Origin of the sequence: Streptomyces sp. NPDC051561 (assembly GCF_044454195.1) — a bacterium.
Taxonomy (GTDB): domain Bacteria; phylum Actinomycetota; class Actinomycetes; order Streptomycetales; family Streptomycetaceae; genus Streptomyces.
Genome location: NZ_JBITDM010000007.1, coordinates 1 through 20,409, shown reverse-complemented (window position 1 = coordinate 20,409; position 20,409 = coordinate 1). Strand labels below are relative to the sequence as shown.

Here is a 20,409-nt window from a genome sequence, read left to right as displayed (position 1 = left end):
GCACGAGTGCCCTCTTTCTCTACCCAGGTGATCTGGCCGTGCCGCATGTTCACGACTGTGCAAATATCGGATCCATGTCGGCACTGAGTGATCTACTTCCGGCGGAAGCGGTACGGCTCGACGTTTCCGCGACGGACTGGAAGGAAGCGGTCCGGGACGCGGGAGAACTTCTCGTCGCCACCGGGGTCACCACCGCCGCGTACACCGCGGAGATGATCCGGAACGTGGAGGAGAACGGTCCGTACATCGTCATCGCGCCTGGTTTCGCCTTTGCGCATGCCCGCCCTTCCCCCGCCGTACGCAGAACCGGAATGTCCTGGCTGCGGCTGGCCGAGCCGGTGGAGTTCGGGCACGAGAGCAACGACCCGGTACAGCTGGTGGTGGCCCTGGCCGCCAAGGACGCCGCCGCGCACACCGCCGCGATGGCCTCCCTCGCCAAGCTGCTCGCCGACCCGGAGACCTCCCGTGCCCTGCACGAAGCGCCTACGCCAGCGGCACTGCACGCCGTACTCGCCGGGCAGCAGGACGTACGTACTCCCGCCCAGGCGGCACCCGCCGGGCCCGCGGTGCACAAGATCCTCACCGTCTGCGGCAACGGCGTCGGCACCAGCCTCTTCCTCAAGAACACCCTGGAACAGGTGCTGGACCGCTGGAACTGGTCGCGCTACGTCAACGTCGAGGCGACCGACACCATCTCCGCCAAGGGCAAGGCGTCCGAGGCGGTCGCCATCCTCACCTCCCGCGAGATCGCCAGGACGCTCGGCGACGTGGGGGTGCCGGTGAAGGTGGTGGAGGACTTCACCAGCACCGCGGAGGTCGACGGCGTACTCCGGGACACCTACGACGTCTGACCACGGACCCACCGCAGGCTGACGTCCGCTCATCGAGAGGCCGCACATGGACTGGCTCGTATCCTTCGCCACATTCCTCGTCAACGAGGTCCTCAGCCAACCCGCCTACCTGATCGGCATCATCACCGCCGTCGGTCTGATCGCCCTGCGCAAGTCCGCGGGCCAGATCGTCGGCGGCGCCATCAAGGCGACGCTGGGCTTCCTGTTGATCGGTGCGGGAGCCGGCCTGGTCGTCAACTCCCTGGCACCACTGGGGGAGATGATCCAGGGCTCGACCGGTGCACACGGCGTGATCCCGACCAACGAGGCCATCGTCGGCATCGCCCAGGCGGAGTACGGCGCCCGGGTGGCCTGGCTGATGATCGTCGGTTTCGCGGTCAGCCTGCTGCTCGCCCGCTTCACCCCGCTGCGGTACGTCTTCCTGACCGGCCATCACATGCTGTTCATGGCGACCCTGCTGACCATGGTGCTGGCCACCGCGGGACAGGGATCCGTCGCCGTGGTCATCGTCGGCGGCGTGCTCCTCGGCATCCTCCTGGTGGCGATGCCCGCCTTCGCGCACCCCTGGACCAAACGCGTCACCGGCAACAACAGCGTCGCCATCGGCCACTTCGGCACCGCCGGCTACATCACGGCGGGCGCGGCCGGTCAGCTGGTCGGCAAGCGCAGTCGCAGCACCGAGGAGATGAACCTCCCCGAGGGCCTGCGCTTCCTGCGCGATTCGATGGTCGCCACCGCCCTGTCCATGGTGCTGATCTACGTCATCATGTCCGTCGTCTTCCTCGCCAAGGTCGGCCAGGAGACCGCCTTCAAGGCCTTCGGCGTCGACGCGGCGGCCGCCAGCGACGTCGGCAACTACCTGATGAAGTCCGTGATGCAGGGCCTCCAGTTCGGCATCGCGGTCGCCGTGATCCTCTTCGGCGTCCGCACCATCCTCGGCGAGCTGGTCCCCGCCTTCCAGGGCATCGCCAACAAGCTGGTGCCGGGCGCGGTGCCGTCCCTGGACGCGCCGATCGTCTTCCCGTACGCCCAGAACGCCGTCCTGATCGGCTTCATCTCCAGCTTCATCGGCGGCCTGATCAGCCTCGGACTGCTCACCTGGATCTTCAACCCGGCCTTCGGCCTCGCCCTGGTCCTGCCCGGTCTGGTCCCGCACTTCTTCACCGGCGGCGCGGCCGGTGTCTACGGCAACGCCACCGGCGGCCGCCGCGGAGCGGTCGTCGGCGCCTTCCTCAACGGCGTCCTGATCACCTTCCTGCCCGCGCTCCTCCTCAAGGTGCTCGGTGCCTTCGGCGAGGCCAACACCACCTTCGGCGACGCCGACTTCGGCTGGTTCGGCTCCGTCATCGGCAATGTCGCCAAGGTGGGCGGCACGGGCGCCATCATCCTGATGCTGGTGGTCGGCGCGATCATCCTCGGCGGCGCGATCCTGATGCAGAAGCGGGTGGTGGAGACCGGCTGGGACCCCGGCGCCAAACGCGACGCCATCCTCGGCGTGCAGACCAAGCCGGCGCCCGCCCCGGAGGACGCCGCAGCGCCCACCGGAACGTACCCCCGCATCGCCCCTCCGGCCGGGGCCCCGGCGCCGCCGCCGAGGCCCGGCGGGAAGTAGCTACCCCGCGCGCCAGAGCGCGGGCACGTTCGGCGGCTCCCAGCCGGGACCCGAGGTGTGGGCCTGGAGACAGGAGTAGGAGCGGCCGTCGTACGTCACCCGGTCACCGGCCCGGTAGGCGGTGCCCACCTTCCAGGTGCCGGTCGACGGCGGCGGGGTGGTCGGCGGATCGGTGGGCCCCGGACCCTGCGGGACATTGAGGACGAAGTCGTAACTCCCTTCCCTCGTCGGCCCGTTGGTGCGCATGGTCATCAGCAGGCGGGCATCGAAGATGCTGTCGGTGTTGTTGCGCGGCTCGTTCGGGAAGTACAGCTGGGTGGTCAGCACCGGCCGGTTCGGGGCCTGCACCTTGACGTGGATGTGCCGGGTGCGGCCCGGGTAGAGGCCGGGCACGATCGTGGTCAGGGTGAACGCGCCCTGTGCGTTGGTGAACTGATGGCCCCGGAAGCGGAAACCGGTGTTGTCGTACGCCCCGTTGACGTCCGCCTGCCAGAAGTCGAGCAGCGTGTTGGCGATCGGCCGGCAGGCCAGCCCGAAGACGTACCCGGTGACGGTCAGCCGGGTCCCCGGCGGGTTCCCGTCGAGCAGCGAGGTGCGCAGCGGCGAGTTCGGCTTGAAGTACGGGCCCTCGGTCTGCGGCGGGGTCGGGTCGTCCCCGTCGTCGCACTCCGGCGTGAGCTGCGGGGGTGCGTCGCCGTCGCGGGCGGTCCTGGCGAGCGCGGGTACGCCGGCCAGGGCGACCGGCACGGCCACGCCCGCGGCGAGCGCGGCTCTCAGCACGGTCTTGCGGGACGGGCGGAAGGCGGTGGGGGAGTCGGGGGTGGGCTCCGTGGAGTCGGACTGGTCCATGGTGGGGACGGCTCCAAGTCATCGTGGATGCATGGGGAGTTGGGGCTCCGGGCGCGCTCCGGAGCTCCTCCGTCGAACCTAGGACGGCAGCTCCGGGTGTGCGAGGGACCCAACCCGGTAGTCGTGGTGCATTGCACCGCTGCCGCGCCGGAAAGCGCCCGGACTGAGGCCGGTCTCCCGGCGGAAGAAGCGGCAGAAGTACGCCGGGTCGTCGAAGCCCACCTCCGCCGCCACCTGTCGCACCGTCAACTCGGTCCGGACCAGCAGCCGTTTCGCCTCGTGCGTACGCACCTGGCGCACCAGCTGCCCCGGGGTGCGCCCTGTGGTCTGCTTCACCGCCTCGTTGAGATAGCCGACGCTCACCCCGATCCGGGCCGCACACGACCGCACCGCCCACACTTCGGGCCCCGGCCGCGCCAGCAACCGCACGAACTCCTGAGTGACCAGTGCCGGACGCCCCGCGGGGTCGGGCCGCGGCGGGACGGGCCCGGTGAGTCGGGACGCGCGTACCACCAGGACGTGCAGATAGGCGCGGAGTACGGAGGCGAAGCCGGACTGACCGGTGCGGTACTCGCGCTCCATGTCCGCGATCAGCCGCGCGAACGCGGACACGTCGTCGCCCGTCGGGCTGAACCACGGGCGCTCGCCGAGGCCCCGCAGCAGATCGCGGTCGCCCGGATGGTCGAGCAGGAAGTCCTCGGTGAAGAGGATGACCCGGCCGTGCAGATCGGTGGCGTTCTCCCAGTAGTGCACCTGCCCGGGGATCACGAAGCACAGATGCGGCGGCCGCAGTTCCCAGCGGGAGAGGTCCAGCACATGGGCGCCCCGGCCACTGGTCACGAAGACGATCTCGTAGAAGGTGTGCCGGTGGGGGAAGGAGGCCCTCGACAACGGGCCCACCGCGTCGAACGAGCCCATGGCGAATGGGAGTTGCTGAAGTGCGGGCACCTGGAGCCGGTGCAGCGGCACGGCACTTTCCACGGTCTCCATCAGGGCCGCGCTCCTCAGCTCGTGCGCTCGGCTCCGTCCCCGGCCGATGCGGGGCGGCGGCGGGGCGGAAGTGGTCCGGACCAATGCACGATGCCACGCCGAAGCTGCCGAGGGAACGGGGCCGTCCGCTCCCCGACCCATCCACGGCGCCGCCCGCGCCGAACCCTCTGTGCGGGTTACGGCTCCCCACAGGGCAGACTCGGCACTCACCACACGCAGCCACGCGGGCGTGCACCACCAGCATTCACCGGACGCACCTACGACCTCGGGAGCCCGCGCGCTCTTGCCCCGAGGCCGTTACCACCAACAGGCACCCGGACACCGGAGGCAGGATGACCCCCCGACCCACCAGCACCCCCGAGGCCGCGGTCCTGCTGCTGCACGGCGGCCGTGAACACGGTCTGGAAGCACCCCCGCCGCTGAATCTGCCCGGCCGCCGGATGATCCCCTTCCGCCGGGCCCTCCGCCGCGCGGCGGGCAGCCACCGCCTCGCCGTACGCACCGCCGTCTACCGCCACCGGGGCTGGAACGGCAGCCGCGCCGACCCGGTCGAGGACGCGCTGGGTGCCCTGGACCGCCTCGTCGCCGAGCTCGGCCCGCTCCCGGTGGTCCTGGTCGGCCACTCCATGGGCGGCCGGGCCGCCCTGCGGATCGCCGGGCACCCCCGGGTGCGGGCCGTCGTGGGCCTTGCCCCGTGGTGTCCGCCGGGCGAGCCCGTCGAGCACCTCGCGGGCCGCGATCTCGTACTGCTGCACGGCGACCGCGACCGTACGACCAGCCCTCGCGCGACCCGTGAATTCGCGGCCCGCGCCCGTGGGGCCGACGCCCGTGCCTGCGTGGTGGGCATCGACGGCGGTGATCACGCCATGCTCCGCCGGGCCGGCACCTGGCACACGCTCGCCACCTCCGTCACCCTCGGCCTGCTGGGCTTCGCCCCACTGCCGCCCGCCGTCGAAACGGCACTGAAGCAGCCCACCGGGGCAGAAATCCAGGTGTGACCCGGCGCCTCGGCCCAGCCCCTGTTCCAGCCCCCGCCCTGCCCGGGCCCTCGCCCCCGCCTAGCTCGGCAGCGGCCGCCGCGCCGCGCGCGGATGCGGATGCCCCGGCCCTCGCCCGTCCAGCCGTCGCAGCTCCACATTGAACTGGGCGCCCGCCAGCAGCGAAAGATTCGCGAACCACACCCACACCAGGAAGACCACCACCCCCGCGAGCGACCCGTACAGCCTGCTGTAGCTGGCGATGTTGGTCGCGTAGAAGGCGAACCCCGCCGAGGCGGTCAGCCACAGGACAGCGGCGAACACTCCACCCGGCAGCGCCCGCCGGACCCCCTTCGCGACGGCCGGCCCGGTGTGGAACAGGATCATGATCAGCATCGTCACCAGGCACACCAGCAGCGGCCACTTCATCGCCGCCCACACCGCCTCGCCCACCGACCCCATGCCCAGCCAGTCGGCGAGTCCCCGTGCCATCGGCCCGGTCAGCACCAGCGCCACCGCGCTCGCCAGCAGCAGGAGCAGCAGACAGATCGCGGTCACCACGTTGATGTGCGCCTTGCGCAGCGCGGGCCGGGAGTCCTTCACATGGTGCATGGCGTGCATCGCACGCCGGAACACCGCCAGATAGCTGGAGGCCGACCACAGGGAGCTGACGGTGCCGGTCAACAGCAGGAGCCACAGGGCGGAGGTGCCCTCCACCGCGTGCCCCAGAGTTTCCCGCAGGGCCGCCCCCGACTCGGCGGGGGCGACCTCGGAGATGTCCTGGATCAGGGCCGTGGTGGCTTCCGGATTGGCCAGGCCGATCAGTGTGACCGTGATGAGCAGCGCGGGCACCAGCGCCAGGATGGCGTAGTAGGTGAGCGCCGCCGCCCAGTCGGACACGTCGTCGTTCCACACCGAGGCGGGGGTACGTCGCAGGGCGGTGCGACAGCGCGCCAGGGCACCGGGAGCGGGGGCTGGGCCGCTCCGGTCGGCGGGCGGTGCGGTGGGCTCACTCGGCATGCGCGTACTTCCGTGAATCGGTCGGGCATTCGGGCTTTGCCCCACCTTCTCACCCCGGCGTCGTACTTCTCCTCATGTGGTTCCATACGTTCCGGATGGATTCCGGCGCGTTCGGCCACCGGCGCTCACTGCGCGCGCTGCGTCTCCCAGCGCAAGGCCATGGCGGTGGCCACCGCGCCGAGTCCCTCCCAGATGCCCACCCCGAGGAATCCGGCCGGCGCCCTGCCGGTGATCACGGCCAGGGTGAAGACCGTGAAGGTCAGCAGCCGGAACGGCACGGTCCATCGGAAGAACGCCTTCCAGTCGGACAGCGCGGCCAGCACGTAGTAGACGCCCATATTGACCGCCGCCATCGAGGAGGCGGTCAGGAACGTCAGGGTGCGGTCGCTGTCGGCCCGCACCGTGCCCGGCTCGGGCGCGAAGCCCATCATCGCGAGCTGGGCGTCCGGGGCGACCAGCCCCACCACCCCCAGCGAGGTGGCGAGCACACCGAAGACCGCCATGGTCCAGCCGGAGGGGGAACGGGGCAGCCGTACAGAGGTCTTCACGGGGGTCCTTCACCTACGGATTCGTGTGGGGATGCGCCCGGTGGCCCGCCTGGGGATGCGTCCACGGAACGGAGAATGATCAGCCCCCATAACTACCCTGTGCGCCCACCGCGCGCGCAGCCGGGGCAGCCGTAACCGATCGGCCGCCCCGCCCCAACCCGCCTGCTAGCGACGGAACTTCAGTGAGGCCACGCGCGAGGCATTGCCGTACGCGTCCACCGCCGTCACCTTCGCCAGGTACCGGGTCCCGGCGGGCGCGGCCGGAACCGGGACGTCCAGGACATTCGGCAGCGGGGTGTAGTAGTACTCGGAGAGCACTTTCGCCGAGACCGCCTTGGTCCCGGTCCTCTCCTCGGTGACCTCGACCCGGTAGTGGTGCACCATCTGATCGTCCCTGGCCTGTGCGATCCGCAGTGCGAGGCCGCCCTCGGCGCCCCGTACGGCCGACAACGGACGGCGGTCGGTGAAGACCGGTGCGGCCTTGTTGCGGTGCGCGGCCGTGTAGGTGAAGCCGTCCTTGATCTCCTGCGGGGTCCGCCCCTTCAGCCGCACGGTCCAGGTGCGGCCGCTCAGCGTGCCGGCGCTCGCGTACGGCGGCTGCCAGGCGGCCGACCACTTTCCACCGCTGTAGATGTCGTGCTTGTCGGCGGCCATGTTCACCCGGGCGATCTCGGTGCGGTCCTTGTACACCTCGACGAACAGGGCCTGTGCGGTCGGCGACTCGAAGCGGTTCGCCAGCCCGGTCTCGGTGATCGCCTGGTAACCGTGGTCCATCTCGACGTACGACATCGAACCGTCGTTGACCGCGGTGAAGTCCCGCTGGTGCACGGAACGGTCGTCATTCAGATTGAGGTGCGAGTGCCCGGAGAAGAACACCGCCTGCGGGAAGGCGCTCAGATCCTTGGTCAGCTGCGGGTTGGAGGTCTGCTGGCCGTCCATCACGGTGTCCGGGGCAGGCCGGTGGCCCTGCACCAGGACGGGCGTGTTCGGGGCGGCGGCGGTGAGGGCGATGAGTCGCTCTCTCAGCCAGCTCTGCTGCTGCGGACTGGAGTTGTACGTCTCCGTGTTCAGCGTGAACAGATGCAGCCCGTTGATCCGGGACTCGTAGTAGCCGCCGCCCGAGTCGGGGAACCAGGCCTTCGGGTAGCCCGCGCGGATGTCGGCGAGCGACGCGTCGTGGTTGCCGTTGGAGATCAGCAGCTGGGTGCCGGTCATGCCCTTGCGCTTCAGGTTCGCACTGAAGATCTCCGAGACGATGCGGTGGTCGGGGCCCTTTCCGTCGCCGTTGTCGTTGATCATGTCGCCGTTGGACAGGATCGCGTCCGGCTTGGGGAAGATTGAGCCGATGGTGTCGAAGAAGCTCTCGTACTTCTTGTCGTTGTCCTGGTGGTTGCCGATGTGCACGTCGGACATCACCACGAGCCGGGCGACCGGCTTCTCCGTGCCCTTGATCAGGTAGCCGTGCGAGAGCGGGATGCCGGCCTGCCTTCCCCGGAAAGCAACCGCCGTGACATTGGTGTCCTTCGAGATACGGAGCGGACGGCCGGGGACGGCGAGGCTGCTCGCGCGGGTGGGTGTCGAGCCGTCCAGCGTGTACCGCACGACGGCACCGCGCTCCGCCCGGAAGGTGAGCGACACGCTCCGCTCGTACCGTCCGCCTGGCTTGCTGAAGACCGGCGGGGCGAGGGCCGCGGCGGTAGCGGGGGAGGGGGCCGCGGGCGCCGGGGCGGTGGCGGGAGCCAGGAGCGCCACGGAGGCGGCGGCGATCACGAGCGGGGCGAATCTCATCAAGTTCCCTTTTCTGTCGTGCTGTTCGAACAGCGGCGACAGTAGGCGTCATGATCCAGTCGCCGGGGCGCACTGAGTGACGCATACATGGCACGTGCATGAATACCCTGGTGCACGAGGGGGCCGCCGGGCTCCCGGGCCCTGGGTCGGGCGACGCACGCGTCGCTGAAACCCGGTGGCGTACGACCCGCCCGCATGGTCCAGTGACCGGATGGACCTTGCACTGGTACGGGAAGTCTTCGACACCGAAATGCGCCGCGAGGCCCCTCAGGACAGCCCCGGCGTGACGCAGGAACGCGTCGGCGGGGTCGTCCGCCAAACCGGCGGCGACAGCGACTGGAACGGCATCGTCTGGTCCGGCCTCACTGCCGGCACCGCCGATGAGGCCATCGCCGAACAGGTACGGCACTACCGTGCCCACGGCCTCGCCTTCGAGTGGAAGCACTACTCCCACGACGAACCCCTTGACCTCGGCCAACGGCTGCTCGCGGCGGGATTCCGGCCCGATGAGCCGGAGTCGGTGATGGTCGCCGAGGTCTCCGCACTGCCCGAGGGACCCGTGCTGCCCGAAGGCGTCCGGCTGGTCCCGGTCACCGACCGGGCAGGCGTCGGCCTGGTCGTGCGCGCCCATGAGCTGGCTTTCGGCGACGACGCGTCGCGGCTCGGGGAGCGCCTCCTCGCACAGCTCACCGAGGCCCCGGACTCGGTGGCGGCGGTCGTCGCCATGGCGGGCGACCAACCGGTGAGCGCCGCCCGTGCCGAGTTTCCGTCCGGTACCCGGTTCGCCACCCTGTGGGGCGGCGGCACCGTCGAGGAGTGGCGGGGCAGGGGCATCTACCGCGCCCTGGTCGCCCACCGCGCCCGGATCGCCGCCGAGCGCGGCCTGCGCTACCTCCAGGTCGACGCGATGGAAACCAGCCGCCCGATCCTGGAACGCCTCGGCTTCGCACGGCTGACCACCACGACGCCGTACAACTACGACCTGTAGTAAGCCAGTCGCATCCACGCGGAGAGCCGGTCGACGACCTCCGTGCGTCGGCCCTCCCCCTCCACCAGCCCGCCTCCCGGCCCGGTCCGGCTAGCGGACCCCGCTCGGCACCGCCCGCCGCCCCGTGGGGGGATCTCGACGTTCGCGACACTGCTCACGGGGTTCATGGACGCCAAGTGGCATGTGGGACGAATTCTGTCCCACATGCCGACTCGGCCGTGCGTGAACGCGGTTCAGTCCGTCATCAGACCGTCGCGAGCGCCGGATCGCTCACGCCGGGCGCACCGGTCTCCACATGCCCGGCGAACCTCCGCAGGAAGGAGGCATCCGTCGCGGAGGTCACCGTCAGGTCGTACCAGCGCTTCCCGCCCCGTACGTCCAGGGTCCGCACCACGCGCCCGCCCGCCGGGACAGTGAACGAACTCTTGGCGCCCCCGTAGGAGTTGGTGAGAGTGAGGCGGCACGCGGCGGCCGCCGCATTGGTCGCGGTCACCACCAGCCGCCCTCCCTCGCCCGCATCGTGACGGATCGTCACCTCGGGTCCGGGAGTGGCGGCCGTCCCCCGGAACGTACGCATGAATCCGTTCGGCCCGAACACCGAGAGGTCGTAAAGCCCCTTGGAATAGGCGCAGTTCCAGGTGTCGGAGAGGGTCTTGCCCGCTTCCGTGGAGTACGTCCACGGGCCGTCGGTGCGATTCGCCGAGGTCACCTGGAAGCCGGCCCCCGCTGCCGAGCCACCGCTGAAGGTGAAGGTGATCCGCCCGGTGGCGGGCGTGACGGCCGCATCCGCGTACGGTGCGTAGCGCAGCGGACGCGAGGGCCGCGACCCGCGCTCCTGCTTCGGCAGCGCCCCGGCCGCCGGGGGCTTCGGCACATAGCTGTCGTGCCGCTTGTTGTCCGGCGGCAGATACGCGTCCGTGCCCGGCAACTTCGCCGGGTCGAGGTGGGCCAGCCGGAAGTCGAAGGCGGAGGTGAGGTCACCGCAAATGGCCCTGCGCCACGGCGAGATGTTCGGTTCGGACACCCCGAAGCGACGCTCCAGGAACCGGATGATCGAGGTGTGGTCGAAGGTCTCCGAGCAGACGTACCCTCCGGTGCTCCACGGCGAGACCACCAGCATCGGCACCCGCTGGCCCAGCCCGTAGGCACCCGCACCGTACTTGGCGTTACCGCCGAAGTAGTCGAGCGAGGTGTCCACGGTGGACCTGCCCTGATCGGCGGAGGCCGGCGGGTAGGGCGGCACCACGTGGTCGAAGTAGCCGTCGTTCTCGTCGTAGGTGATGAACAGGGCCGTCCTGGCCCACACCTCGGGGTTGGACGTGAGCGCGTCCAGTACCTTGGAGATGTACCAAGCACCGTAGTTGGCAGGCCAGTTGGGGTGCTCGCTGAAGGCCTCGGGGGCGGCGATCCAGGACACCTGCGGCAGCTTGCCCGCCTTCACGTCGGCGGTGAGGAGGTCGAAGAAGCCGTCCCCGTTCTTGGCGTTGGTGCCGGTACGGGCCTTGTCGTAGAGCGGGTCGCCGGGCTTGGCGTTGCGGTACTGGTTGAAGTACAGCAGCGAGTTGTCGCCGTAGTTGCCCCGGTACGCGTCGTCGATCCAGCCCCAGCCGCCCTTCGCGTCCAGGCCGTCACCGATGTCCTGGTACACCTTCCACGAGACGCCCGCCTTCTCCAGTCGCTCCGGATACGTCGTCCAGTCGTACCCCGCCTCCTCGTTGCCGAGGACCGGGCCGCCGCCCTTGCCGTCATTGCCCGCGTGACCTGTGAGCATGTAGTAGCGGTTGGGGTCTGTGGCCCCGATGAGCGAACAGTGGTAGGCGTCGCACACGGTGAAGGCGTCGGCCAGCGCGTAGTGGAACGGGATGTCGTCGCGCGTCAGATGCGCCATCGTGCCCGCCGACTTCGCGGGGATCCACTGGTCGTACGACCCGTTGTTGACCGCCCGGTGGCCGCCCGCCCAGTCGTGGTTCAGCCCCGCGATGAACTGCATGCCGAGATCGGCGGCGTCCGGGTGGTACGGCAGCACCTCCTTGGCGCCGTCCGGCTGGTGGAACACCGACTTCAGCCCGTGCGGCACCACCGGGCGCGGGTCGCCGAAGCCCCGTACCCCCTTCATCGTGCCGAAGTAGTGGTCGAACGAACGGTTCTCCTGCATCAGCACGACCACATGGTCGATGTCCTTCATGCTGCCGGTCCGCCGGTCGGCGGGGATCGCGGCGGCCCGTTCGATGCTGCCCGAAAGTGCGGCGAAACCTGCCGTGGCGCCCGATATCTGAAGGAAGCGACGGCGATTGAGTTCTGGCATGAGTGTGGGGACCCTTGCTGCGGGGGGACAGAAGCACGTGGAGTGTTCCAACAAACCCGCAGGTTAGGAAGGGGTGCGGAGGGCCGGAGGGGGCCGTGGGGTCAGTTCGTACCTACTGTTGGATGATCAATAACCTCGGCTTTACCGGCAGTTGTCCCACCCTGGTCCCCACCACGGATCGCCGAGTGATTCCCCCCACCCCGCACGACCTTCAAGCGCCGAAGGAGCGTCACCATGACCACCCACCCCCAGGTCCCCGACATCCTCTCGCCCGAGTTCGCAGCCGACCCGTACTCCGCCTACCGGTTGATGCGCGAACACACCCCACTGATCAAGCACGAAGCCACCCAGAGCTGGATCGTCTCGCGGTACGAGGACGTCGAGCGCGTCTTCAAGGACAAGGCGTCCGAGTTCACCACCGAGAACTACGACTGGCAGATCGAGCCTGTCCACGGCCGCACCATCCTCCAGTTGAGCGGCCGCGAACACGCGGTGCGCCGGGCCCTGGTCGCCCCCGCCTTCCGAGGCAAGGAACTCCAGGAAACCTTCGTCCCCGTCATCGAGCGCAACGCCCGCGAACTGATCGACGCCTTCCGCGACGCCGGGGAGGCCGACCTGGTCGACGCCTTCGCGACCCGCTTCCCGGTCAACGTCATCGCCGACATGCTCGGCCTCGACAAGGCCGACCACGCCAAGTTCCACGGCTGGTACACCAGCGTCATCGCCTTCCTCGGCAACCTGGCGGGCGACCCCGAGATCGCGGCGGCGGGCGACCGCACCCGCCTGGAGTTCGCCGAATACATGATCCCGGTCATCCGGGAGCGGCGCGAGACCCCCGGCGACGACCTGCTCTCCACCCTGTGCGCCGCCGAGGTCGACGGCGTACGGATGAGCGACGAGGACATCAAGGCGTTCTGCAGCCTGCTGCTCGCGGCGGGCGGCGAGACCACCGACAAGGCGATAGCCGCCCTGTTCGCCAACCTCCTCGCCAACCCCGGCCAACTGGCGGCCGTGCGGAAGGACCGCACCCTCATCGACCGCGCCTTCGCCGAGACCCTGCGGCTCACCCCGCCTGTCCACATGATCATGCGCCAGGCGGCGGTCGACGTGGAGGTCAGCGGTGGCACCATCCCGGCCGGCGCCACCGTCACCTGCCTGATCGGCTCCGCCAACCGCGACGAACGCCGCTACAACGACCCCGACACCTTCGACCTCTTCCGCGACGACCTCTCCACCACCAACGCCTTCTCCGCAGCCGCCGACCACCTCGCCTTCGCCCTCGGCCGTCACTTCTGCGTCGGGGCGCTGCTCGCCAGGGCCGAGGTGCAGATCGGAGTGAACCAACTGCTGGACGCCATGCCGGACGTACGCCTCGCACAGGGGACGACCGTCACGGAGCAGGGAGTGTTCACCCGCGGGCCGCAGTCGGTGCCGGTGGTCTTCACGCCCGTACGGTAGAAGGCCGGGAAGCGCGAACTGCCTCGGCCAGCTGGGCAGTTCGCGCTTCGGTCAGCCGAACCGGGCGACCATTCGCACATTCGCCTCCCCGTACCCGGCGGCCGGTCCGGGGGCGAGGGCACCCACTCGCCGCCGATGTCCGCTCCCAAGACCGGCCGGTTCGGTCCTGCTGCCCGGGAGCACGGGCCGGCCGTGTGGCTCGGACCGGCCGTGGAGCAAGGCCCCCGGATCGTCCCTGTTCAGCGGCGGTCTACTCTCATGCCAAGAGAGCTAGGGGGAGCCCCGATGAAGATAGTGATTCCTGGTGGGACCGGGCAGGTAGGTGCGATCCTGAAGCGCGCCTTCACCGCCGCGGGGCACGAGGTCGTCGTACTGACCAGAAACCCCTCACGCCCGGGAGAACTCGCCTGGGACGGACGAACTCCGGGGCCGTGGGCCGAGGCGATCGACGGCAGCGACGTCGTTATCAACCTGGCGGGCCGCAGCGTCAGCTGCCGGTACACCGAGGCCAACATGCGCGCCATGATGGACTCCCGCGTGCACTCCGCCGAGGTCGTCGGCGAGGTCATCGCCGCCGCCACGAAGCCCCCGGCCCTCTGGCTCCAGATGAGCACCGCCACCCTCTACGCCCACCGCTTCGACGCACCCCACGACGAGGCGACCGGCATCATCGGCGGCTCGGAACCGGACGTTCCGGAGTACTGGGAGTACAGCGTCCGCATCGCCAAGAACTGGGAGCGCGCCCAGGAACAGGCAGCCACCCCGCACACCCGCAAGGTCGCCCTGCGGGCCGCCATGGTGATGAGCCCCGACCGCGGCGGCGTCTTCGACGTGCTGCGACGCATGGTGCGGCTGGGACTCGGGGGGCCGGTCGCGGGCGGCGCGCAGTACCTCTCCTGGATCCACGACCAGGACCTCGTACGGGCCGTGGAGTTCCTGATCGCCCGCGACGACATCGAAGGCCCGGTCAACCTCGCGGCCCCCGGGCCGCTGCCGCACCGCGCCTTCATGCGGGCGCTGCGGAAGGCGACCGGGGTCTCGTTGGGGCTGCCCGCCACGAAGTGGATGGCTTCGATCGGCGCGTTCGTCCTGCGCACCGACACCGAACTGCTCCTCAAGAGCCGGCGGGTGATTCCCGGCCGCCTCCTCGCCGAGGGCTTCAGCTTTCAGCACCCCGCGTGGCCGGAGGCGGCGGCCGACCTGGTCCGCAGGGCCCGCACCGAGCGCTGAGGGCCTGAGAACCCGTGGCTGCTGAGGGCCTGCGAACCCGTGGCTGACGCCTGACCGGGCGCGCGGTCAGCGGCTCGCGGGGAGCGCCCCCGCCGCCTCCCACACCTGACGGGCCAGCTCCGTCGGATCCCCGCCCCCGTCCACGATCAGATCGCAGTCGTGGCGCACCGGTTCGACGTGCTTCTCGTGCGCGTCGCGCCGGTGCAGGAGATAGTTCCGCAGCAGTACGTCGAGGGGGAAGCCGTCGCGCAGACACTTGCGCGCGATCTTCCGGGCCAGCCGCAGATCGGCGGCGAGGTCGACGAACACATCGAGGCGGGGGTACGAGGACGGGAAGGTGATCTGCCGCGCGAACAGCCCCTCCACGATCACCACCGCGCAGGAGCCGAGCGCCTCCTCCGCCTCCCGCGCGAGCCGCGCCAGGTCCACCGACCACGGGTCCCCGACATCCAGGCGCGGCGTTCCCGACTCGTCGGGAGCCCATATCCCGTGCGCCTGGTCCCGGAAGTAGTAGTCGTCCCCGTGCAGAACCCGCACGGGGGCCGCGGGGGCCACGGCCGCCAGCGCGACGGCAAGCGTGGTCTTCCCGGCACCGGAACCGCCGGTCAGTGTCACCAGCATGGGGTGTGGCCCTTTCGCTTGTGGAGGGAATGAGGGTGGCACATGGGGAGTGGGGGGCGGAGTGCTGGGGTTGATTCTCCGGCAGGACCGGTGGTCCGCCCGGGGGCGGGTTGGGTCGGTGAGGTGGGTGGGGCGAGAACAGGAGGGGGCTTGTGCCTGCTGGGCGGGCCTCGGCTCCCTCCGTCCCGTCCCGACCCGTCCCGGACCTGACTCGATCCGACCTGTCCGGGACCTGACTCGACCGATCCGACTCCGTCCGTCCCAATCAGACCCGACCAAACGGCCCGATCCGAACCGAACCAATCCGGCCCGACCCGATTCGACTCCGTCCGGCCTGATCCGTCCCGTCCCCGCTCTGCCTGATCCCACCCGTCCGGCCCGACCACGTCCGGCCCGAACCGAACCGGGTCGACCCCACCCCACCCCACCCCCCCCCGCACCCGTTCGGTACAGCGCCGCTGATCCCCGCCCCCTCATGGACTCCACCCTCCCAACCCCCGATCATGGAAAGGTCGTCGAACGCCCCGGCCGGCGAGGCCGCCCATTCGTACCCCCGGGAGAGAACCACCGATGAAGTTCCGCTGCGCCCTGCTCGACGACTACCAGTCCGTGGCGACCACCCTCGCGGACTGGTCCTCCCTCGCCGACGAAGTCGACGTCGTCTCCTACCAGGAGCACTTCGCGGACGAAGACGCCCTCGCCACCGCCCTCGCCGACTTCGACATCATCGTCACCCTCCGCGAACGCGTCCCCTTCCCGGCCACCCTCCTCGCCCGGCTGCCCCGCCTCCGTCTCCTCATCGCCTCCGGAATGCGCAATTCCGTCATTGACTACGCCGCCGCCGAGCACCACGGAGTCACTGTCTGTGGCACCGCAAGCGCCTCCACCCCACCCGTCGAACTCGCCTGGGCCCTCCTCCTCGGCCTCGCCCGGGGCCTGGTGGCGGAGGCCAACTCCCTTCGCACCGGCGGCCCCTGGCAGTCCACCGTCGGCGCCGACCTGCACGGCCGCCGCCTCGGCCTGCTCGGCCTCGGCAAGATCGGCAGCCGGGTCGCCGCCGTCGGCCTCGCCTTCGGCATGGACGTGTGCGCCTGGAGCCAGAACCTCACCAAGGAGCGGGCCGACGAGGTCGGCGTCACCCTCGCCGCCTCCAAGCAGGAACTCCTCGCCACCAGCGACTTCGTCTCCGTCCACCTGGCACTCGGTGACCGCACCCGAGGCCTCATCGGCGCGGACGAACTCGCCCTGATGCGCCCCACCGCCTACCTGGTCAACACCTCCCGTGCCGCCATCGTCGACCAGGACGCCCTCCTGGCGGCCCTCCGCGCCGGCACCCTCGCCGGCGCGGCCACCGACGTCTTCGACACCGAGCCACTCCCCGCCGACCACCCCATGCGCACCGCCCCCCGCCTCTTGGCGACCCCGCACCTGGGCTACGTCTCGGACGCCAACTACCGCACCTACTACGGCCACGCGGTCGAAGACATCCGCGCCTACCTGGACGGCACCCCGATCCGCAGGCTCGGCGGAGCAGCCTGACCGCAGGCTCGGAGGTCCGCCCCGACCGCAGGTTCAGTGGCCCGGCCCCCGGCCCCCGGCCCCCCGGCCCACCCACAGGCCGGCCCGCCCCGCCAACCGGCTCTCCCTCCACCCGGACCGCCCCTCCCCGCTCGACCCACCAGCAGTCGGAGGAGACTTGCCCCATGGCCGCAGCTGACTCCCCACCCCCGTCGACGGACCGCTTCACGCCCGCCCACGGCGACGGCCTCCCACCGTCAGAGCCCCCCGGGCAACGCGCCGCCGCCGTCAGGACAGCCTTCGAGGGACTCCTCCAGATCCGCAGGATCACCCAGGGCTCCGATGCCGCCCCGGCCCCCTGGGAGCTGCGCCAATTCCTGAACGCCGTGGCCCTCGCCCTGGAGGCCGCACCCCTGCCCCCCTCCGCCACCGACCCCAAAGGCCACCGCACCACCACTGGCTACCGGGTCCGCGCCGGCGACGAACCCCATACCGCGGCCGTCGAATGGCTCGGCCCACCCGGCAGCGGAGCCGCCGAGGAAGAGCGCGACCAACTCGCGCGCTGCGCCGAGGTACTGACCACCCTCGGCTGGGACGCCCTGCCCTACCGGGGCCCGCGCCGCCGCTGGTTCGTCGAGGTGCGGCCACCGCACGGGACGACGTAGGAGCCCGCGTACTCACCTCGGAGCCTGTTCGAAGGGCTGCCCGCTCCGCGGGCGTGCGAACGGCCCCGGCCGCCCCTGTGGGGCCGCCGGGGCCGTTCGCATCTCACGCCCTACGGGCTACGGCCAGTCAGCAGAAGGCTCCTGCCTCAGCCGACCGACGTCGGCGAGTCCGTCTTCGCCGCAGCAGCCGCTTCCTCCGCGAGCCGCTCCATACCGCTGGTCGTCTTCAGCGGCTTCTCCTTGATGAAGACCACCGCGACCAGCGCCAGCGCCGCGAACGGGGCCGCGTACAGGAAGAGATCAGCGGTCGCCAGCGCGTACGCGTTCTCCACGATGTCGCGGATCGGCGCGGGCAGCTTCGTCACGTCCGGTACGGCAGCCCCGCTCTCGCCACCGGCCGGCACCGGGATGCCCGCCGCCGTCATGCCCTTGGTCATCTCGGTCGCGACCCGGTTGGCCAGCACCGCACCCAGAGCGCTGACACCGATCGTGCCGCCCATGCTGCGGAAGAAGGACAGCACCGAGGTGGCGGCGCCCAGCTCGGAGGCGGGCACGTCGTTCTGTGCGGCCAGCACCAGGTTCTGCATCAGCATGCCGACGCCGATGCCGAGGATGGCCATGTACAGGCTGAGCAGACCGAAGTGCGTGTCGGCGTCGATGGTCGCCAGCATGCCGAGACCGGCCGTCATGGTGACCGCACCCGAGACCAGGTAGACCTTCCACTTGCCCGTCTTGCTGATGATCTGGCCCGCGACGGTGGAGGACACCAGCAGACCCAGGATCATCGGCAGGCTCATCAGCCCCGCAACCGTCGGCGACTTGCCGAGCGCGATCTGGAAGTACTGCGACAGGAAGACCGTGCCACCGAACATGGCCACACCCACGAGCAGGCTCGCGACCGTGGTCAGCGTGATCGTGCGGTTGCGGAAGATAGTGAGCGGAATAATCGGCTCCGGCACCCGTGCCTCGACGAACACCGCGGCGACGAGCAGCAGCACACCGCCACCGGTCAGCGCGGCCGTCTGCCAGGACGCCCAGTCGAACTGGTGTCCCGCCAGCGAGGTCCAGATCAGCAGTGCACAGACACCCGCGACGATCAGGAACGCGCCCAGGAAGTCGATCTTCACTTCACGTCGGACAGTAGGCAGCTTCAGCGTGCGCTGCAGCAGCACGATGCCGAGCAGGGCGAAGGGAACACCGATGAAGAAGCACCAGCGCCAGCCCAGCCAGGAGGTGTCCACCAGCACGCCGCCGATCAGCGGACCCGCCACCGTGCCGACCGCGAAGACGGCACCGAAGATACCGGCGTACTTGCCCAGCTGACGGGGCGGAATGATCGCGGCCATCACGACCTGCGCGAGCGCGGTCAGACCACCGGCGCCGATGCCCTGCACGACACGGCTGAAGATCAGCAGCCCGACTTCCTGCGAGAACCCGGCGAGCAGCGAGCCCACCACGAACATCACCAGGGAGAGCTGGAGCAGCAGCTTCTTGTTGTAGAGGTCAGAGAGCTTGCCCCACAGCGGGACGGTCGCCGTCATGGCGAGCAGCTCGGAGGTGACGACCCAGGTGTACGACGACTGGCTCGCGCCGAGGTCCGCGATGATGCGGGGGAGTGCGTTGGCCACGACCGTGCCGGCCAGGATGGCGACGAACATGCCGGCCATCAGCCCGGACATGGCCTGGAGTATCTGCTTGTGGTTCATGGAGGTGGGCGCCTGTTCGGGCGCCTCGATTGCAGTCAAGGTGTCCTTCTTTGAATGTCGATCCGAGGATCGGGCAGGAAATCTGAGAAAGCTCTGGGGGTACGGGGCTGTGGCACGCGGGGCCTGACCTGCCCACGGGGCTGCGGATCCGTGGGTCTACGGGCTCAGGGGTCGACGGGAGCCGGGGCGGCCAGCCCGGACGCCAGATGATCGAAGGCTTCGCGGAAGACGTCGGCGAAGTCCACGTCCGGCGTCCGCCCGCACCAGTCCTCGATCGAGGTCCGGATGGCGGCGGTGGCGACGGAGGCCACCAGCCGCGGATACAGCCCGGGGTGTTCGACGTCGTACCCCAGACGCTCGGCGATGGCCTCTGTCAGTTCGCGCTCCTCGGCCAGATGGGCCCCCAGCCCACGGACGAGGAGATGCGGTGAACGCTGGAAGACCTTGGCCCGCAGGCTCCAGACCTCGTGACGTTCCGCCACATCCGCCAGCTCCGCGAGGAACGCGTCGCGCAGCACGTCGAGCACCGACAGCGAGGCCGGCTCCTCCCGCACCGCACGCCTGATCCGTTGACCGACCTCCGCGTCGATCATGAGGAAGGCGTCGTCATGACTGTCGAAGTAGTTGAAGAACGTGCGCGGCGAGACCCCGGCCGCGCTGCTGATCGCCTCGACGGTTACGTTTTCCGCCCCGTGCTCCGCGGCCAGCCGTACCGCGGCGTCCGCCAGCGCGGCCCGGGTGGCCTGCTTCTTGCGCTCACGCAGTCCGGGCACGCCGTCTTTGCTTTTCACATGTTGCAGATTACGCAAAGATGCAGAGCCTGCAAAATTGTTTTGAGTGCGTGGGGAGTGTCCTGGGCCACACGGGCCGTCGCGGGCCGTGTGGCAGCCCGGGGTTGACGCAGGCCAGGGGGATCCGTATAGTTCTTCGGGTTGTCCTATGTGAGCACCGGTTACGACTGGCCCGGGACGACCATCCACAAGTAAGGACACGACTAATCTGCGGCGCTTCGTCGCACCCTTTTCTCGTGCCCTTTTGTGAATGAGGAAGCTGAAAACCCGATTTGGTTCGGGCGGCCGGAATCCGCTAATGTCTCACTCGTCGGAACGGCCCAACAGCCGCAAGGGCAACCCAAGTTCGACTGGGAATCGGAACGGAAACGGTCTGATAGAGTCGGAAACACGAAATACCGAACGAAACGTCCGGAGGAAAGCCCGCGAGGGTGAGTACAAAGGAAGCGTCCGTTCCTTGAGAACTCAACAGCGTGCCAAAAGTCAACGCCA

General features: G+C 69.9%; 17 protein-coding genes. 8 read left to right on the top strand and 9 right to left on the bottom strand.

Annotation, left to right across the window (positions count from 1 at the left end; translation table 11 throughout):
• The first annotated feature begins 74 nt into the window (after positions 1–74).
• Both ACIA73_RS17770 and ACIA73_RS17765 read left to right on the top strand, forming a co-directional pair.
• Positions 75–851 (top strand): PTS sugar transporter subunit IIA, encoded by a 777-nt coding sequence (locus ACIA73_RS17770; protein ID WP_399439459.1) that lies wholly within the window; start codon positions 75–77, stop codon positions 849–851.
• 46 nt (positions 852–897) lie between these two features.
• Positions 898–2,463, top strand: a complete 1,566-nt coding sequence (locus ACIA73_RS17765) for a PTS ascorbate transporter subunit IIC (protein WP_399439458.1) — start codon at positions 898–900, stop codon at positions 2,461–2,463.
• Here the strand turns inward: ACIA73_RS17765 and ACIA73_RS17760 are convergent, their stop codons facing one another.
• Together ACIA73_RS17760 and ACIA73_RS17755 are read right to left on the bottom strand one after the other, a co-directional pair.
• Entirely contained in the window at positions 2,464–3,312 is an 849-nt protein-coding gene (locus ACIA73_RS17760) for a carbohydrate-binding protein (RefSeq protein WP_399439457.1), read from the bottom strand. It abuts the gene before it with no gap.
• A gap of 78 nt (positions 3,313–3,390) precedes the next feature.
• The gene (locus tag ACIA73_RS17755; protein ID WP_399439455.1) at positions 3,391–4,302 is read right to left on the bottom strand and encodes a helix-turn-helix domain-containing protein; all 912 of its coding nucleotides are present in this window, start codon (positions 4,300–4,302) and stop codon (positions 3,391–3,393) included.
• A gap of 332 nt (positions 4,303–4,634) precedes the next feature.
• Between ACIA73_RS17755 and ACIA73_RS17750 the strand changes: the two genes are divergently transcribed.
• The gene (locus ACIA73_RS17750) at positions 4,635–5,300 is read left to right on the top strand and encodes an alpha/beta hydrolase (protein WP_399439454.1); all 666 of its coding nucleotides are present in this window, start codon (positions 4,635–4,637) and stop codon (positions 5,298–5,300) included.
• 60 nt (positions 5,301–5,360) lie between these two features.
• On the opposite strand, the gene ACIA73_RS17745 is transcribed toward ACIA73_RS17750, so the two are convergent.
• From ACIA73_RS17745 to ACIA73_RS17735, 3 genes are all read right to left on the bottom strand, one after another.
• Positions 5,361–6,299 carry a YihY/virulence factor BrkB family protein gene (locus tag ACIA73_RS17745; RefSeq protein ID WP_399439453.1) on the bottom strand — a complete coding sequence of 313 codons (939 nt, stop codon included), beginning with the start codon at positions 6,297–6,299 and terminating at the stop codon, positions 5,361–5,363.
• A gap of 125 nt (positions 6,300–6,424) precedes the next feature.
• Positions 6,425–6,802, bottom strand: a complete 378-nt coding sequence (locus tag ACIA73_RS17740; RefSeq protein ID WP_399439787.1) for a hypothetical protein — start codon at positions 6,800–6,802, stop codon at positions 6,425–6,427.
• A 210-nt stretch (positions 6,803–7,012) separates the two neighbouring features.
• Positions 7,013–8,635 carry a metallophosphoesterase gene (locus tag ACIA73_RS17735; protein ID WP_399439452.1) on the bottom strand — a complete coding sequence of 541 codons (1,623 nt, stop codon included), beginning with the start codon at positions 8,633–8,635 and terminating at the stop codon, positions 7,013–7,015.
• A gap of 211 nt (positions 8,636–8,846) precedes the next feature.
• Between ACIA73_RS17735 and ACIA73_RS17730 the strand changes: the two genes are divergently transcribed.
• Complete coding sequence (locus ACIA73_RS17730; RefSeq protein ID WP_399439451.1) at positions 8,847–9,623, top strand: GNAT family N-acetyltransferase; 777 nt, start codon at positions 8,847–8,849, stop codon at positions 9,621–9,623.
• Positions 9,624–9,867: 244 nt separating this feature from the next.
• Here ACIA73_RS17730 and ACIA73_RS17725 read toward each other — a convergent pair whose 3' ends face one another.
• Complete coding sequence (locus ACIA73_RS17725) at positions 9,868–11,928, bottom strand: phosphocholine-specific phospholipase C (RefSeq protein WP_399439450.1); 2,061 nt, start codon at positions 11,926–11,928, stop codon at positions 9,868–9,870.
• Between the two features lie 234 nt (positions 11,929–12,162).
• On the opposite strand from ACIA73_RS17725, the gene ACIA73_RS17720 reads away from it, so the two are divergent.
• Both ACIA73_RS17720 and ACIA73_RS17715 read left to right on the top strand, forming a co-directional pair.
• The gene (locus ACIA73_RS17720) at positions 12,163–13,386 is read left to right on the top strand and encodes a cytochrome P450 (protein WP_399439449.1); all 1,224 of its coding nucleotides are present in this window, start codon (positions 12,163–12,165) and stop codon (positions 13,384–13,386) included.
• A 285-nt stretch (positions 13,387–13,671) separates the two neighbouring features.
• Positions 13,672–14,616, top strand: a complete 945-nt coding sequence (locus tag ACIA73_RS17715) for a TIGR01777 family oxidoreductase (protein WP_399439448.1) — start codon at positions 13,672–13,674, stop codon at positions 14,614–14,616.
• Positions 14,617–14,682: 66 nt separating this feature from the next.
• On the opposite strand, the gene ACIA73_RS17710 is transcribed toward ACIA73_RS17715, so the two are convergent.
• Positions 14,683–15,237 carry a uridine kinase gene (locus tag ACIA73_RS17710; protein WP_399439447.1) on the bottom strand — a complete coding sequence of 185 codons (555 nt, stop codon included), beginning with the start codon at positions 15,235–15,237 and terminating at the stop codon, positions 14,683–14,685.
• A gap of 570 nt (positions 15,238–15,807) precedes the next feature.
• Between ACIA73_RS17710 and ACIA73_RS17705 the strand changes: the two genes are divergently transcribed.
• Together ACIA73_RS17705 and ACIA73_RS17700 are read left to right on the top strand one after the other, a co-directional pair.
• Positions 15,808–16,776, top strand: coding sequence for a D-2-hydroxyacid dehydrogenase family protein (locus ACIA73_RS17705; RefSeq protein WP_399439446.1), 969 nt, complete (start codon positions 15,808–15,810; stop codon positions 16,774–16,776).
• A 164-nt stretch (positions 16,777–16,940) separates the two neighbouring features.
• The gene (locus tag ACIA73_RS17700) at positions 16,941–17,420 is read left to right on the top strand and encodes a hypothetical protein (protein WP_399439445.1); all 480 of its coding nucleotides are present in this window, start codon (positions 16,941–16,943) and stop codon (positions 17,418–17,420) included.
• A 146-nt stretch (positions 17,421–17,566) separates the two neighbouring features.
• Here ACIA73_RS17700 and ACIA73_RS17695 read toward each other — a convergent pair whose 3' ends face one another.
• Both ACIA73_RS17695 and ACIA73_RS17690 read right to left on the bottom strand, forming a co-directional pair.
• Entirely contained in the window at positions 17,567–19,126 is a 1,560-nt protein-coding gene (locus ACIA73_RS17695) for an MDR family MFS transporter (protein ID WP_399439786.1), read from the bottom strand.
• Positions 19,127–19,290: 164 nt separating this feature from the next.
• Entirely contained in the window at positions 19,291–19,926 is a 636-nt protein-coding gene (locus tag ACIA73_RS17690) for a TetR/AcrR family transcriptional regulator (protein WP_399439785.1), read from the bottom strand.
• Between the last annotated feature and the right edge of the window lie 483 nt (positions 19,927–20,409).

Bases quoted from the DNA above. Each gene is read 5' to 3' on its own strand.
- ACIA73_RS17770 (WP_399439459.1), top strand. From the start codon at position 75: ATGTCGGCACTGAGTGATCTACTTCCGGCGGAAGCGGTACGGCTCGAC.
- ACIA73_RS17765 (WP_399439458.1), top strand. From the start codon at position 898: ATGGACTGGCTCGTATCCTTCGCCACATTCCTCGTCAACGAGGTCCTC.
- ACIA73_RS17760 (WP_399439457.1), bottom strand. From the start codon at position 3,312: ATGGACCAGTCCGACTCCACGGAGCCCACCCCCGACTCCCCCACCGCC.
- ACIA73_RS17755 (WP_399439455.1), bottom strand. From the start codon at position 4,302: ATGGAGACCGTGGAAAGTGCCGTGCCGCTGCACCGGCTCCAGGTGCCC.
- ACIA73_RS17750 (WP_399439454.1), top strand. From the start codon at position 4,635: ATGACCCCCCGACCCACCAGCACCCCCGAGGCCGCGGTCCTGCTGCTG.
- ACIA73_RS17745 (WP_399439453.1), bottom strand. From the start codon at position 6,299: ATGCCGAGTGAGCCCACCGCACCGCCCGCCGACCGGAGCGGCCCAGCC.
- ACIA73_RS17740 (WP_399439787.1), bottom strand. From the start codon at position 6,802: ATGGCGGTCTTCGGTGTGCTCGCCACCTCGCTGGGGGTGGTGGGGCTG.
- ACIA73_RS17735 (WP_399439452.1), bottom strand. From the start codon at position 8,635: ATGAGATTCGCCCCGCTCGTGATCGCCGCCGCCTCCGTGGCGCTCCTG.
- ACIA73_RS17730 (WP_399439451.1), top strand. From the start codon at position 8,847: ATGGACCTTGCACTGGTACGGGAAGTCTTCGACACCGAAATGCGCCGC.
- ACIA73_RS17725 (WP_399439450.1), bottom strand. From the start codon at position 11,928: ATGCCAGAACTCAATCGCCGTCGCTTCCTTCAGATATCGGGCGCCACG.
- ACIA73_RS17720 (WP_399439449.1), top strand. From the start codon at position 12,163: ATGACCACCCACCCCCAGGTCCCCGACATCCTCTCGCCCGAGTTCGCA.
- ACIA73_RS17715 (WP_399439448.1), top strand. From the start codon at position 13,672: ATGAAGATAGTGATTCCTGGTGGGACCGGGCAGGTAGGTGCGATCCTG.
- ACIA73_RS17710 (WP_399439447.1), bottom strand. From the start codon at position 15,237: ATGCTGGTGACACTGACCGGCGGTTCCGGTGCCGGGAAGACCACGCTT.
- ACIA73_RS17705 (WP_399439446.1), top strand. From the start codon at position 15,808: ATGAAGTTCCGCTGCGCCCTGCTCGACGACTACCAGTCCGTGGCGACC.
- ACIA73_RS17700 (WP_399439445.1), top strand. From the start codon at position 16,941: ATGGCCGCAGCTGACTCCCCACCCCCGTCGACGGACCGCTTCACGCCC.
- ACIA73_RS17695 (WP_399439786.1), bottom strand. From the start codon at position 19,126: ATGAACCACAAGCAGATACTCCAGGCCATGTCCGGGCTGATGGCCGGC.